Raw genomic sequence first — 14,470 nt, 5'->3', positions numbered from 1 at the left:
CTTGCTTGAGCCGTGTGCGGGGACGACCCGCACGCACGGTTCTGAGGGGGCCCTGGTGCAGCAATGCACCGGGGCTACCCGACCGCCCACGCGCTTTGACCCCCAGGCCGTGATCGCCAACACCGTGACGATGTCACTCCACGAGATGTGACCGAAAAACGCCTTGGAGATGTCGGGTGGCGTCGTAGTCTGACGCCATGAAGCCGAGTGACTTTCTGCTCTCTGCGCAGCAAGGCTTCCTGGGGACGCCGTTGGTGCGGCAGGTGTTGGACGTCGAACGGGTGACCGCGCTGCGGAGTGGCCCGCTGGAGGACGTGCCGGACCTGGAGGCTGCTCAGGCGATCATCTGCCTCGCACCCAGCGAACTGGAAGCTTTCGGTAACGGCGGCGCTGCGAACATATCCGAAATTACCGCGTCGAAGGCTGGCATCAACGGCGCACCGACGGCCGAGAATGTAGGTGTCTAGTATGACTAGCAACCGCATCAACCGCATCAACCGGGCCTACCGCCTACGACGCCGACCCGTTGGGCAACTCACCGACGGTGACCTCGAACTGGTTGAAGAGCAGGTACCGGAGCTGGCCGACGGTCAGGCCTTGGTCCGCACCAAGCTTCTCTCGCTCGACCCAACCTCCCGCGTCTGGATGAGCGATATGCGTAGCTACGAACCTCCGGTCCCGATCGGCGCAGTGATGCGTGGCTTTGGCGTCGGCGAAGTAGTTGCATCCACGCGCGAAGACATGCCGGTCGGGGCCACTGTCAGCGGCTTCACCGGTTGGCAGGAACTGGTCCTTGCCGACGACTCACAGCTGGAGGCGCCGCTTACTGTCCTGCCGACCCCACTGCCGGCACCCGAGTCGGCCTTTCTCGGCGTCCTCGGCCACACCGGCATCTCGGCCTATCTCGGGATCGACTTGGCCGAGTTGAAAGAGGGAGAGACAATCGTCATCTCTGCCGCCTGCGGTGCGGTCGGCTCGATTGCCGGTCAGATCGCAAGGCAGAAAGGGGCGGGACGGGTGATTGGCATTGCTGGCAGTCCCAGCAAGTGCCAACACGCCGTCAAGGTTCTCGGCTATGACGCCTGCATCGACCGCCACGCCGCTGACTGGCGTGCACAGCTCGACGCCGCCACACCGGATGGGATCGATGTCGATTTCGAGAACGTTGGCGGGCCGGTCATGGATCACATTTTGATGCGGCTCAACATCGGTGCCCGGGTTTCCCTGTGCGGAATGATTTCCGAGTACAACAGCTATAACAAGGGCGGCGAACACACTGGAAGTCTCACCAACATAGTCCAGCTGATCATGCAGCGGGCGACGATCAAGGGCTTCCTTGTACTTGACTGGGCCCACCGCTTCGAAGAGGCGATCACATACCTCGCTGGGCTGCTCGGTGAAGGTAAGCTCCACTACGACGAGACAATCGTCGACGGCGGCATTGAAGCTGCCCCGCACGCTCTCCACCAGCTGTTCAGCGGCGCAAACTTGGGCAAGCTACTTGTGCGGGTAGCAGATTGAGATGTCGCTTGGGAGGCCTCTTTAAAGGGCTATGAAGTGCTCCGCTTCGGTGGGTAGGACATAGTCGAGGCGTGGTCCGCTATCGAGAATATCAACCTCGGTAGCGGGTCGTACAGCTGTCCGCACCTTGGTGGGTCAAGGGCGCCTACGACGTCGCTACGCGATCCAATGCCGCGTAGTGAGGTGGAGGCCGGTCAGTAGCGTGGTGTCTATATGAGACACACTCATAAGGGCAGACCCAGCGGCCAACTACGGGACAGGTACGGGATGATCTTGCAAGCGATACTGCCTGTGCTAAGCATTCGTGCAGGTATTCGTAGTTGTAGGTGCCGGGGGCCGGGTACGGGGCCTTGGAGATGACCGTCAGCGGCATGCTGCCGAAGTGCGTGCGCTCGGCCTCCAGTGCCGTGACGACTCCTGTCCGGCCGAGGCCCTCCTGGACCTCCGCGCGGCGCTGCCCGCTGGTCAGTTCCAGGGCCAAGCCCAGCTCGACCATCTCGGGCGGGAGCTGGCGCCGCATCCGGCGCAGCAGGTCCGGTTCCTGGCCTCGCCGGATCGCCAGACGCAGCCGGGCGCGGATCAGGCCGCACGGCGTCAGGGCGTAGGTGAGGGCCTTCTGCCAGTGCCGCAGGGGCCCGTACTGCCACCGGCCGAACTCCTCGGCCATCCAGGTCATGCGCTCGGAGGGCGCGTCGACCAGCACCATCCCCGCGACCTGGTCGCGGTGGCGGGCCGCGTAGAGCCGGGCGATCTCCTCGCCCATCGAGTGGCCGACGATCAGGTAGGGGCCGGGCTCTCCGGACACCTCCAGGACCTCGTGCAGTTCGTCGGCCAGCGCCGAGGCGCCGCGCCACTCTCACCACGGCGCGGGCTGGCTCCAGCCGAGTCCCGCCCGGTCGTACTGCCACACCCGCTGGCCGGGCACCAGCCCCCGCCGGACGTTCACCAAGCCCAGACCGTTATCGGTCATGCCGGGCAGGATGACGACGAAGGTGGTTGATCCCTGGGCTCAGCTGAGCGCGTAAACCCAGGCAGTGCGCCCAGACCGCAGCGGTACCTCGACGCGGCGGTATGCATCCACCTCGTAGTCATCGGCCTGGGCCAACTGGTCGTCGGTGAGTGTGAAGACGGTGCCCATCACCTCTGCCTCAGGGCTGTTGTCGGTAATGAGAGCAGGGTGGATCGCTGATCCGCTGACCTCGATCACGTGAGGGTCCTCAATGATGACCTCGCCGAGACGGTGGCCGACGACGGCGTCGGCCTCGCCTGCAATTTCGGCTCCGAAAACCGTTCGCTGGACCTCGGGCTGCTGGAGTGTTCCGTACGAGAAGAGCAGGTGCATGATCCAAGTCAATCAGTTGCGTGTCCGCGACTAACGAGCGGCTCCGGGTGCGGGCGGCCACGGGATCAGGCACTCGCGATCGGCGGTTGGCGCAGCGTCCGGTTCAGCCTCGGGCGTCCCGGAACGGTTGGGCAGCAGGGTGGGACGGGCGCCCTGCCGCTTCGGCTGTGCGCCGTCCGCGCCCGTCTTCTTGGATTCGCAGCTGACCGGAGACCTACTCAGGCCGCGGGCGTCGCTGCGGCCAGCCTGGAGATCTCGGCGGCGACGGCGTCCGGGGCGGGCGCGACGGTGACACGGGCGACGCCGTCCAGGCTCGGGTGGGCACCGACACGGACCCCGTGCCGCGCGTTGCGCAGCAGGTCGATGTCGTTGATGTCGTTGCCGAAGGCGTTGTACTCGTCGATGCCCAGCGAGGTCAGGGCCTCCCACTTGTTCGTGGTGCCCTGGGTGAAGTCGATGATCGCCTCGTCGAGGTGATGGTTGACGGTCATCCCTAGCACGCGGCCGGCCTCGGCGAGGGCTGCCATGTCGGTCGCGTTGACCACGAGGAACTTCACGACAGAGGGAAGGTCGGCGAGGTCGACCCGACGGGCGAGGCGGCCTTGGTCGACGCGGCTGAGAATCGGGTGGTCGGCCGGCCCGGTGTAGGCGTAGTCCCAGGGGCCGTCGGCGAGGTAGCCCGCCTGGTACCGCTCGGCCTCGACCAGCAGCTTGTCGAGTTCGCTGGCACTGAACGCGGCGCGCGCCCGGACCTGGCCGCCGATCGAGACGAGGCTGCCGTTCCCGCCGATCAGCGTGGCGGCGGGGAAAGCCCCGTCGAGGACAGGCAGGAGGTCGCGGACCGGCCTGGCGGAGGCGAAGACCAGCTGGTGACCGGCGTGTTCACAGGCCTCGATGGCGGCGAGGATCCGGCTGTCGATCGCCCGTCCGTCGAAGCAGAGCGTGCCGTCGATGTCGAAGACCGTGGTGCGGGCGCTGGAAATCACGGTGAGATGGTATCGAGCCGACGCCGTACCGACCGACCTACCGCCCGCCGAGTGCGTGGCTCCCCACGGTTGCTTACAGGCACGCGAGGCACAAAGGAGACACGACCTATAGGCCACAGGAGCATGGCGGGTCGGCGCAGTGCAGGGGGCGACGTACGGCTTAGTCCGGTCGTTGTAGCGGAGTCGTTCGCGAGTGATGCGGTAGCGGGCGCACGTCTCGGGCTCGTCCGGTGAGCGGCGCGGGACGGGGACGGTCAGGGTGCCGATGTCCTGGTCGATGTGGGTGAGCAGGCCGTGGCAGGGCCCGCCGAGGCAGACGGCGTTGCGGTCGTGTCGCCCACTGCGTGAGTGTCGGCCTCATCTACCACCACCAGGTGGACAACGCCCGGCGCGTGCGGGTGGTCGCCGCGCAGCCGCATCGGCGAGCACCAGCTCCTGGCCGATGTCTTGGCGCATCGGCGCTATGCCATCACCGGGGACCGGCGCTGCCTGGAGGGCGTCCTGTGAAGGGAGTCCGCCCGGCGAGTGAGCTGCGGACCGGCTCCGTGCACGCCGGATGTGACGGTATGCCGTCGTGCCGTCAACACCGCCGCGACCTGCCCTCTCACCTCACCGGCCCCGGGCGGATGGCGTCAGCGCGTCCTGGCGGCGTCGAGGATCACGCAGCCGATACGAGCGTGGGGCGTATCCAGGAGTCCGAGGTGACGGGCGCTGCCTGGTACCCGCTCGCCGAGGCCGAGAGCCTTGTCGGGCACCGCATTGCGCGAGCGGTACCGGCCCGGATCCGTTGACCGGACCCGCGACTCATCCCCGAAACGCCTCAATCTCGATCTCGACCAGCATCCGCTTGTCGATCAGCCCCGCCACCCTGACGCCTGTGCACGCCGGCCTGACGTGCCCAAGCACCTCCGACAGCGTCTAAGGATTCTGGAAGGTGACTTCGGGGTTGGCGGGGGACGGACCGTCCAGCAGCGGCTGGTGTTCGCCGCGTAGGTGTTGGTCGAAGAAGGCGCCCACGTACGCCGTGGTGATCTCGCCGGACCGCTTTCCGGAGAGCGGCGCGGAGGGGTTGGTGATCCCGGCCTGCTCGCCCAGAATGGGCAGGTCGATGAAGGTGAAGTGGCCGGAGTCGGCAACGGTCAGCCAGCGCTTCCAGCCGTCCAGGCGTCTCCAGTCTCGCGCCCAGGTTGTGTCAGCGGAGTCGGGCGAGTGCTGGGCCTTGGTGCCGAGCATGAGGAACGGCCGTTCGCCGAGGCCGGAAGCCGGGACTGGTGCGAAGAACGTGCCGTCCATGTTCACCCCGGCGCGCACGCGGCGGTCGGTGGCCATGACGCTCGCCGCGGCGTTGCCACCGAGCGAGTGACCGGCGGCGCCGATCCGTCGCGGGTCGATCATCTTCCAGCGCTTCCAGACGGGTGCATGCCCGGCAGTGTGGGTCAGCTGGTCGATGACGAAGGAGATGTCGGCTGCCCGGCCGGCCGCGGCAATGCCCAGCAGCTTCTTCTCCGCCTCATCGGAGGGAGCCTTCTCCACCGTCTCGCATGCGACGCAGGTCAGGGTGCGGCCGCCTGGGAAAGCGGTGCCGAACGACTCGTAGGCGTGATCCACGAGCGCGACGACGTAGCCCTTGGAAGCGAGCTCCTCGGCGAGCGTGGTCAGCGTGGCGCGGCTGAGGGTGAAACCCGGGGACAGCACCACCAGGGGGTGCTTGCCGCCGACGGGACGGGCACCGACGCGTGCGTTCGTGCGGACGCCGGCGAGTTGTTCGGCCTTGAAGAGACTGTCGAGCTTCTGCCCTTTGAGCAGGAGACGGGCCTCGTCGGTGGTCATGTATGGAGCGGCGCTCCCGCCGACACGGGCCGGGTAGTACATCGACACCATCAGCTCACGCACGCTCGCTCCAGGCATCCACGGGTCGTGGCGCTTGCCGTCGACGAGATGCAGGGTGTCGCGCCCGACCTTGTACGGACCGGTGGGGTGCGGGATCGCGGGGCGCACGTCGGAATTGTCCGCAGCGGAGATCGCGGCTGCCGGAAACGACATCGAGGCCGCCGTCGCGACGGACAGAGGCAGGGTCAAGGTGAGGAGGACCGCAGCGGCGTTGCGGCGAGTTCTGATCATGAGCAGCACCGTAGAAGTGACCTCGCGGTGCTCGACATTCCCGAAAGCCAAGTCCGTGCTCTTACTTTCGTAAGGCCTCCCTGCCTCTCAAGCTCTGCACGTCTACCCGTACGCGGCTCTGCACAGGAAGCTGTACGCCGACAAACTGGCAAGAGTCCATCCCGGAGGCGGTCGTCCCCGTGACCATGTCCCTACCGCCTCAGCAGCGCCTCGTCGGTTTCGGGCAGCCAGGAGTGTGGCGGCCGGCACAGCCAGCGCCGCATCCTCCGGGTCTCCGTCACGGCCTGGAGTAGCGCGTCCAGACCTGGATGGCGCAGGCGCTCGGGGAAGACGAGGTTCTCCAGAGTGAGCGGCACGGGATCGACCAGGGGTCGCACCACGGCGCCGGGGATCCCTCCGATCTTCGCCGTGGCCAGCACGGGCTCTCGGTGCCGTTGCAGGTAGAGGCCCATTTCGTGGGATCCGACCGGCGGCGCGTGTGGCGTGGCCAGGGTGAGCCCGAACTCTTCTGCCAGGCGCTCGCCCAGGTCTGTCCACTCGGTGGTGGCGGGGTTGCCCGCCATGGCGTCCAGAGGGAAGTCGGTTAGCACGCTGAGCGGCACCTCCTCCAGTGCGGCCAGCGGATGGTCCTCGGGCACCAGTACGGCGAGCGGATCCAGCCGCACGGGCACCTGGGCCAGCCCCTTGCGCATGTAAGCGGGCAGCCCGGCGAGCCGGCCGAACGACACGTCGAGACGCCCCTCGCGCATGGCGGCGACCCCGGAGGCCAGCCCGCCGTGGAAGCGGGCGAGTATCTCCACTCCCGGCGCCAGCTCTCTGGCCCTGACCAGCGGCTGCGGCGGCTCGTGCCCCTGCATGTTGACGTCCACGAGCAGCGGCCTTCGAGCGCCGGAGACCTCCGCGACCAGCTCGTCGTGCAGCGCGAGCAGCCGCCTGGCCCCGGGCAGCAGCAGGGCTCCCGCCTGGGTCAGCTCCACCCGCCGGGTGGACCTGGTGAACAGCGCCGCCCCGAGCTGCTCCTCCAGCCGCCGCACGTGGCGGCTGAGCGCCTGCTGGGCCATGTACAGGCGGGTGGCGGCGCGGCCGAAGTGCAGCTCCTCGGCGACGGTCACGAACACCCTGAGTAGCCGGGGATGCAGGTCCACTCGGCAACATTAACAACAGATCCGCGTTAATCCCGACATTTCCGGTGTTGGACCCCGCGTCGCGATCTCCATCAGGCTGAACCTGTGATCCCCATGAAAGAGCTGATCAGCGGCGTGCCGCTGTCGCCCGCCCAGATCGGCGTCCTCCTGAGCCTGGTCCACCCGCCGGGGCTGACGGCTCAGAACGTCACGAGCGGGTCGCCCACGAAGCCGGCGATGAAGTTGACGAAGAAGAAGCCGAAGACCAGGAAGTCCAGCCCCAGCACGACGTAGTGCCAGGGCCGCGGGCGCATGGGCCGGGGCAGCCTGCTGTTCAGGTACATGAGCATGAACGGGTAGATCAGGGCGCCCAGGTTCGACATCTTGGCCGACCACTCCACCTGTCCAACGCGCAGCGCCAGATAGATGACCACCGCTTAATGATCTCCCTGCCGGTCTGCCGCAGGGGAGCGTGGTCGTCCCCGATCGTCCATAGACGAACATGGCACGTGGCATCAACGAAGAGACCCGACACTGGCGTCGAGCCTGGCCGGATGAGCACTTTCTTCACGTCTTGAACGCCGGACAAAGCGACGCGGGTAGATACCTCCAGGCCGGACGGGCTATCGCGCGTGAAGGCCGAATCCCCCGCAGGCCGGCTGCCATGGGCTCAAGCCCGGCCGTGCGCTGGCGTCCGAAGATCAATGACCAGGGCTGGCTCGGTGCACGCGAGGCCGAGCCTGCGCCTTCGTCTCCAGTCCGCTGCCGCTCCGCGGTGGGTCGACCATACGAGGTGGCCACAGGAGAGCGCTGCGGGACTGTAGCAACATGACTAGCCAGGCCAGACTCGTTCTTCCCTCGGGATGTTCCGACAGTTGCCCCCTGTCGGAGAGAATGAGATCTCGACCCAGTAACGTTTGGTGGACGGATCTTCTTGCGCATCCAAGGACCAGTAGTCGAACGCGAGCTCAAAATCTGCAGTGAATTCGCCGAGGTCTTTCGAAAAGCACGAGTTGGATGGCCACTTCTCTGTTGATCCGGGACGACGAACAAAATGTTCAGCCCCATCCTCGGTAAGGTGCCAGCCTGCCGCCTGCGCCTTCCGCTTGTAATAAGCAGTAATGTCGGTCGGTGGTCCGGTGAATTTATAAAGACGCCCAACCTCGGCAATACGGTTGTCATCCATGCAGGCTGCCGATACGTACGGTCCTTCATCGACGTCAGTGTTGTCCGGGGTGGCGCTAACGGGGGGAGTGTGCAGGACGGACTCACGCTGGACTGCTTTCCCCCAATCGCCCTCTGCTGGATCACCGATGCAATCCAGGCCCGTTACATGGGTGATGGCCGAGCATCCGGCGAGTGAGGCCGCCAATGTAATGATCACGGCTATTTGGGCTGATAAGCAGCGTCTGCTGCGGGAATGAGCTGGGCCCTGAGAATGCTGGACCATCGTTGCCTCAGTCTTGGAGGCAGGGCGCACAGTGGTGAGATGCAAGGGGTGGAATAGAGGCATGGATTGAGGGTAGATCATCATGGGACCGCCCCTGGAGAATGTTAGGGAACCGGCTGTGAGGTGTCGTCAGGTCAGACGGATCCGCACAGCCTATTGAGCTCCGCGACGTCTGTATTGATATCCGCGATCACCTGGTTGGGATCGCCGCCGGTCATGCCGGTCAAGCGGAAGTTCAGTTCCTGGAATTCGGCGGCCAGCCGACTGATCTTCGCCCCCACCACTCCTTGCGCGTCGAGGACTGCGCCCATCAGGTCGAGGTGCGTCTGCTGAGCCGCGGCTGCCTGGCTGCTGCGGGTGGTCCCGGCGTTTCGGCGGTACGCGGTCAGCGCCGCCGTCGCCTCGTCGCAGCCGCCGGGCCGGACCGGTGGCAGCAGTGCGGAGGAAACCGGGACCGCTCGCGTGGAGCTTGGCGTTGGTGGCTGGGGCGTGCTGGACTCAGGCGATGGACTCGGGGTCGGCGGCGCGGGCCGGGTGGTGACCGGATCTGGTGACGCTGACTGCGGGGCCGGGGTGGGGACTACCCCGTCGGACTGGGGCTGCGGAGGCGGGGCCGGCGGCGCCAGGTAGGCGACCAGCGCGACCACGGCGGCAACCGCAGCCGCCAGAGCGCTCACTGCCGCCCAGTTCAGGCGCAAGCCTGCTCCTCCGCCCGCCGTCGGCGGCTGCGCTGATCCGTTCCGCGTCATGCCCTCATCGTGGCGGAGCCGCCGAGCTCGGTCCAGAACGCCTCCTGCTGATGTTCTTGAACAGAACTCGCCTATAGAGGCGGGGGCGGCGAAGCGGCTTCGGCGGCCGGAAGGGGTCGGCGGGAAAACGACGACGCCCTGTAAAACCATGGCCGATGACCCTGGGCAGTGGAACACCCTTCACTTCGCGATCGAGGGCTTGGGCCAGGCAGACGTCCCGCCGCTTGTGAATGCGCTCGTTGCCGTAGAGGAGCGATTCCCCATCCTGGGACGCGGATGAGTGCTTCCGGGAGCCGCCTCAGGAGCCACCCGAACGGACGATCATGAACTTAGCCGGACGGATCTGAACGGCTGAAGCTCCGGCGAGCAGCAGCGCGAACGGCTCCGGCTGGGTCCGCTTCCCTGCCGGGTGGGACGACGGTGACAGGAAGATCAGGCAGGGGAGGCACTTGTGAGGCGATCTTGGATCATCCGCTGGCGCTCCGCTGGAAGGTGGCGGGCAGTCATTGCCGTCTGCAGAAGATCAGAATCGAATCCGTGGACGCTCATGTGGTCGAGGAGAGGTTCATAGCGATCAGGTCGATCCCGTAGAACCTCCGTGGCCAACCGGAGTTCCAGGCGAACCACGGGGACGCGATGAGAGCCGCACGTGACCACGACATAGTGCCGCCATGGGCCAGGGCCAACACATTCCATCCCGTCCGAGTCGACTTGCCACTCGACGGTGCTGATCTCTAGCTGCACTCCGTTGATCTCGTACCTGGCGAAGTACTGCGCAGCCTCTGGGAGCCAGGATGCCGGGTAAAGGCACGGAAACGCTGAGAGGGCCGTGGCAAAGGTGTCCACATCCTCTCGTCGGGTCATCAAGAGGTCGATGTCCCCAGCCGGGAGACGGACACCCTGCAGGAGAGCAGCGCTGGTGCCACCCACCCGATAATCGAGGTCGGTGTCTACGGCTCTCAGGGCCGTAAGTGCCGTGTCCAGCGTGGTTGTGACGTCCGTCAGCCGCAGGGATGGTTCGCCGTCGCCCATGGGGCCAGAGTATCGATCATGGCACGAGACCTGAAGTCCCACAGGCTCAACTGGGAGCCATCCGCGTGTACGGTGGCGGATTTCTGCGAACGGCGGTATTGCCGGAGCGGATGAAGGGCTTACAGCACCGTGACGGCAACGTTGACGGCAACGTCCACTGACCGTGGCGGGTGCCGGTGGGCCCTTCTGCCAGGGACGTCGCCATTCCGCGTGGACGGCGCCGGTTGCCCAGCGCCGGATGTAGATCCGGTCCATGAGCGATGACGTCACCCAGCTACCCAACCCCAGGTCAACGCTCCACGGACCGACGTTCCGGCAACCTACACCGGCTCCTCAGCCCGCCGCCCTCTTCACGAGCTCGCCGATCCGTGCCTCGTCCTCGGCGGTCAACGTCGTCAGGGCGAAGGCGCTCGGCCACATGGTGCCGTCGTCGAGGTGCGCCGTGTCGTTGAAGCCGAACGTCGAGTACCTCGTCTTGAACTTCTGCGCGGGCTGGAAGAAGCAGACGATCTTGCCGTCCCTGGCATAGGCCGGCATTCCGTACCACAGCTTCGGCGACAGCGCCGGCGCGTTGGCCTTGACGATGGCGTGGAGCCGCTCGCCGGTGGAGCGGTCCAGCTCCGACATCTCGGCGAGCTTCGCGAGCACCTCGCTCTCCCCGTCCGCCTTGGCCGAGCGCGAGCCGCGGCGGGCGGTCGCCTTCAGCTCCCGGGAGCGCTCCTTCATCGCGGCCCGCTCCTCATCGGTGAACCCCTCGTACTTCTTGTCGGCCTCGGTGGTGGTCTTGGCGGGCTGCTTGGTGGCGCTCATGGCGGGCTTCCTTCCGTGTGGGTGATCCTCATGCCGAGGATCGTTTCCGTTCGTCGGTGCGTTCTGACAGGAGTTATCCGACCATTGGCGCGTCAAGGCCGGCACCGTCCGTGGGACACGGTGGGACACCGGGAACGCGGTCTAGCTGCGGAAACGAGAGCCCGTTCCATGGTCGCGGGCTGGGACGCCACCCACGGTGACTTGATACGCCGCACGCGCGAGCTTCTCGTCGTGCGGCCGCCCGAGCTTGCGCGCCAGTTCGATGGTGCGCTCATGCAACGCCAGTGCCTCGTCGTAACGGCCCGCCGCGCGGCACGTCTCGGCGTACGTGGGCAGGAAGTCGATCTCCAGTTGCGCCTCGGCCAGCGGTTCCAGCAGATCGAAGGCGTGTCGATGGTGTTCGAGCGCCTCGTCGAGTGAACCCATGATGCGCAGCGCGACACCGAGATAGTTGTGACACCATGCCTTGTTGTGCTGAACCTCGGCGAGCCGCAACGCCTCATGCAGTGCTTGTAGCGACTCTGCTGGGTTGTCTGATGCCAGTGCGACACCGAGCGTGACCAGCCCGGTTATCTGGGCAGGCCCCTCGGCCAGAGTGAGTGATGCGCGGGCGAGTTCGGCGGCTTCGCTGCGCCGTCCGAGGTGGAGGGTCACCCATCCGTCGAAGGCCAGCGCCTGAGACTGCCCGGAGCGATGCCCGGTCTTCTCGAACAGCGTGCGCGCCAGCCGGAATTGAGCCTGTGCCACTTCGAAGTCGCCGAGATCCCGGCGGACGAAGCCGGTGCGCAGCGCCAGCGCACCGGCCAGCTCGTCATCGTCCACATCGGACTGTGCGGCTAGTTCGTAGGCGGTGAGCGCCTCGGCGAGACGTCCAGCGGCAGCGCGGGCGAAACCGAGATCCACGAGCAGTGAGGCGCGGTGCTGGTCGCGCCCGAGACGTTCCGCGGCGGCTGCGGCCGCTTCGAGCAGGCGTACCTGGTCGTCGGTTCCGCGATGCCGGAGGAACCAGACTCGCATGGCCTGCGGCAGCTCAGTCACCACATCGTCCGCGCCGAGCCGAACGGCGGTGTCGAAGCAGGCGATCAGGTTGGCGTACTCGGTGTCGAACCAGGCCATGGCCTTGGCCGGATCGCCCGGCACGGTCTCCTTGCGGTGCGCCAGGGGCAGCGTCCGAGCGTAGGCGGTCGCCTGCTCCAGATAGTGGTTCACGACACGGTGCACGGCGGCATCCGCCTGCGGCTCCTCAACGGCGGCGATGTCTGCCGCGTACTGCCGGATCAGGTCGTGCAGCCGGTACCGTCCAGGTGAGGGCTCCTGGACCAGATGCGCGTCCACCAGCTCTTCCAGTACCGCATTGACGCGGTTCGGCGTCATGTCGGCAAGCGCGCCCGCCGCTGGTGCGTCGAAGTCGTCGCCGGGCAGCACGCCCAGCAGCCGGAACATGTGGCGCTGGACCGCGTCGAGCTGCTGTAGCGACATGCCGAACACGGAGTCGAAGCGACTGGCGTTGTCGCGCAGCCGCTCGGCCAGCACCGCCACCGTCCAACCTGGACGGTGCCGTAGCCGCGCGCCCGCCATCCGCAGCGCCAACGGAAGGCCACCGCACTGCCGCAGCACCTGGGCGACCGCCTCCCCTTCGGTCAGGTCTACCCCGGCCGCCCGGCCGAACAGCGACTCCGCGTCCGCAGGGGGGAGCGCCTCAAGGGACACCGGCGGCACCCCGTCCAGGCTCACCAGCCGATTGCGACTGGTGACCAGCACCGCGGACTTACCCGCGCCAGGAAGGAGCGGACGCACGTGCTCCGCGTCGACCGCGTTGTCGAGCACGACGAGCGCTCGACGCCGGGACAGTTCCGACCGCCAGAGGGCCGCGCGTTCGACCGTATCGGCCGGAGGATGCGTGACACCCAGGGCGCCCAGTAGCCGACCGAGCGCGGCCGACGGCTCCAACGGTTCCTGGCCCGGAGTGAAGCCGTGCAGGTCGAGATAGAGCCCACCGTCAGGAAAGGACGGCGCGAGCCGGTGCGCCACGTGCACGGCGAGGCTGGTCTTCCCGACGCCCGCCATGCCGTCGATCGCGACCGCGCCCGCGGTACGCAGCAGCTCCTCGACCAGCGCCGCCTCCGTCTCGCGTCCGGTGAAGTCGGCGAGGTCGGCCGGAAGGTCGTTCCGGCGTGGGCTGGGTGCCGGTCCGGCCTTGGACGCTTCAGCCCACAACGCGCGCAGTGGACGGGGATCGCGGGCCACGACCCGGCACAGCGCCACGACGGCTTCCCAGGGCGGCACCAGCTGGCCGGTCAGATACCGGGACAGTGAGGAGCTGCTGAGGCCCGCCTGGCGGGCGAGGGCGCGCACGCTGAGCCCGCTCAACTCCTTGATCCGGGTCAGCTGGGCAATCAGGTGCTCAGGTCCGCTCGACACTCGCACACGCTACCCGTCCCAGCCCGCGGCAACGGAACAGAGGGTCATTTCCGCAGCTAGGCCGCATCCCGGGTGTCCCACACTGTCCCACGGACGAGGCGGGTTCCGACGCGCCGGTGGTCAGATGACTCCCGTCAGAGCACGACGACGAAGGAGAAAGCGATGCCGACCGAACGCATGCCGAACCCGGCGACCCTGATCCCCGAGGCGATGCAGGCGCTGATGGCCGTCAACAAGGCCATCCTGGGCGCCGGACTGGATGCGAAGCTGCTGGCGCTGAGCCACCTGCGAGCCAGCCAGATCAACGGCTGCAGCCCCTGCGTGGCCGGGGGCGCCCAGCAGCTCCGCCACCACGGCGCCACCGACGAACAGGCCCACGCCGTCGTCGCATGGCGTGAGACGCCCTGGTTCAGCGATGCGGAACGCGCCACGCTGGCCCTGACCGAGGCCATCACCCGGCTCGCCGACCAGCCCAACCCGGTGCCCGACGAGGTGTGGGACATGGCCGCCAAACACTTCGACCAGAAGGAGCTCGCCGCACTGGTACTCAACATCGCCATCACCAACGCCTTCAACCGCCTCAACGCGCCGACCCGCCAGCAGGCGGGCGGCAAGTGGTGAGCACGTCGCGCGCCGACGAGGAGTCGTGGCCAGGTGTCGTATGAGCCGTCCCAGGGCTCGTAGAAGCCGAGGTCATTCGGGTAGAGGCGGCGACGACGTGAACGGGGGACGTCCCATTTGCCATCGGGCAACGGGGCTGCGCTCCCAGCGGTGTAGCCGACGATGGGGGCCGCCCGGGTGTGCCTGACTGTGCTGCTCCTGTGCAGCAGGGGTGGTGATGATCGCTGCACAGGAGCTTTGGCAGCTAGTCCGTTTCTGTCCGCGCGGCCCTCGGCCGGGTGTTGTGCGTGATC

14 protein-coding genes are annotated in these 14,470 nt (G+C 67.1%); 3 read left to right on the top strand and 11 right to left on the bottom strand.

What is annotated here, in order from left to right; translation table 11 throughout:
• The first annotated feature begins 197 nt into the window (after nt 1–197).
• A complete protein-coding gene (locus ABZ297_RS23030; RefSeq protein ID WP_355349600.1) occupies nt 198–467 on the top strand; it encodes a hypothetical protein in 270 nt (89 codons plus the stop codon).
• A gap of 1 nt (nt 468) precedes the next feature.
• Nucleotides 469–1,521, top strand: a complete 1,053-nt coding sequence (locus tag ABZ297_RS23025) for an NADP-dependent oxidoreductase (protein ID WP_355349597.1) — start codon at nt 469–471, stop codon at nt 1,519–1,521.
• A gap of 145 nt (nt 1,522–1,666) precedes the next feature.
• Here the strand turns inward: ABZ297_RS23025 and ABZ297_RS23020 are convergent, their stop codons facing one another.
• The 11 genes from ABZ297_RS23020 to ABZ297_RS22970 form a co-directional block, all read right to left on the bottom strand.
• Nucleotides 1,667–2,356 (bottom strand): alpha/beta hydrolase, encoded by a 690-nt coding sequence (locus tag ABZ297_RS23020; protein ID WP_355349615.1) that lies wholly within the window; start codon nt 2,354–2,356, stop codon nt 1,667–1,669.
• Between the two features lie 174 nt (nt 2,357–2,530).
• Nucleotides 2,531–2,863 (bottom strand): gamma-glutamylcyclotransferase family protein, encoded by a 333-nt coding sequence (locus ABZ297_RS23015; RefSeq protein ID WP_355349594.1) that lies wholly within the window; start codon nt 2,861–2,863, stop codon nt 2,531–2,533.
• A gap of 218 nt (nt 2,864–3,081) precedes the next feature.
• Nucleotides 3,082–3,849, bottom strand: a complete 768-nt coding sequence (locus tag ABZ297_RS23010) for an HAD family hydrolase (protein ID WP_355349591.1) — start codon at nt 3,847–3,849, stop codon at nt 3,082–3,084.
• A 918-nt stretch (nt 3,850–4,767) separates the two neighbouring features.
• On the bottom strand, nt 4,768–5,970 hold the full coding sequence (locus tag ABZ297_RS23005; RefSeq protein ID WP_355349588.1) for an alpha/beta hydrolase: 1,203 nt from the start codon (nt 5,968–5,970) through the stop codon (nt 4,768–4,770).
• A 191-nt stretch (nt 5,971–6,161) separates the two neighbouring features.
• Nucleotides 6,162–7,115, bottom strand: a complete 954-nt coding sequence (locus tag ABZ297_RS23000; protein ID WP_355349585.1) for a LysR family transcriptional regulator — start codon at nt 7,113–7,115, stop codon at nt 6,162–6,164.
• A 179-nt stretch (nt 7,116–7,294) separates the two neighbouring features.
• Nucleotides 7,295–7,528: a hypothetical protein gene (locus ABZ297_RS22995; RefSeq protein WP_355349582.1), complete on the bottom strand. Its 234-nt coding sequence runs from the start codon at nt 7,526–7,528 to the stop codon at nt 7,295–7,297.
• 398 nt (nt 7,529–7,926) lie between these two features.
• Nucleotides 7,927–8,478, bottom strand: coding sequence for a hypothetical protein (locus ABZ297_RS22990; protein ID WP_355349579.1), 552 nt, complete (start codon nt 8,476–8,478; stop codon nt 7,927–7,929).
• A 200-nt stretch (nt 8,479–8,678) separates the two neighbouring features.
• Nucleotides 8,679–9,242, bottom strand: a complete 564-nt coding sequence (locus ABZ297_RS22985; RefSeq protein ID WP_355349576.1) for a hypothetical protein — start codon at nt 9,240–9,242, stop codon at nt 8,679–8,681.
• Between the two features lie 483 nt (nt 9,243–9,725).
• On the bottom strand, nt 9,726–10,325 hold the full coding sequence (locus ABZ297_RS22980; protein WP_355349573.1) for a hypothetical protein: 600 nt from the start codon (nt 10,323–10,325) through the stop codon (nt 9,726–9,728).
• A gap of 333 nt (nt 10,326–10,658) precedes the next feature.
• Complete coding sequence (locus ABZ297_RS22975; RefSeq protein WP_355349571.1) at nt 10,659–11,135, bottom strand: DUF1801 domain-containing protein; 477 nt, start codon at nt 11,133–11,135, stop codon at nt 10,659–10,661.
• Between the two features lie 141 nt (nt 11,136–11,276).
• Nucleotides 11,277–13,556, bottom strand: coding sequence for a helix-turn-helix domain-containing protein (locus tag ABZ297_RS22970; RefSeq protein ID WP_355349568.1), 2,280 nt, complete (start codon nt 13,554–13,556; stop codon nt 11,277–11,279).
• A gap of 162 nt (nt 13,557–13,718) precedes the next feature.
• Here ABZ297_RS22970 and ABZ297_RS22965 point away from each other — a divergent pair, with 162 nt between their 5' ends.
• Nucleotides 13,719–14,177, top strand: coding sequence for a carboxymuconolactone decarboxylase family protein (locus tag ABZ297_RS22965; RefSeq protein ID WP_355349565.1), 459 nt, complete (start codon nt 13,719–13,721; stop codon nt 14,175–14,177).
• Nucleotides 14,178–14,470 lie beyond the last annotated feature (293 nt).

The sequence above is a fragment of the Nonomuraea sp. NPDC005983 genome (genome assembly GCF_040614375.1).
Classification (GTDB): domain Bacteria; phylum Actinomycetota; class Actinomycetes; order Streptosporangiales; family Streptosporangiaceae; genus Nonomuraea.
Note: the sequence above shows the minus strand (reverse complement) of the source record. Positions and strands in the feature narration are given on the sequence as shown.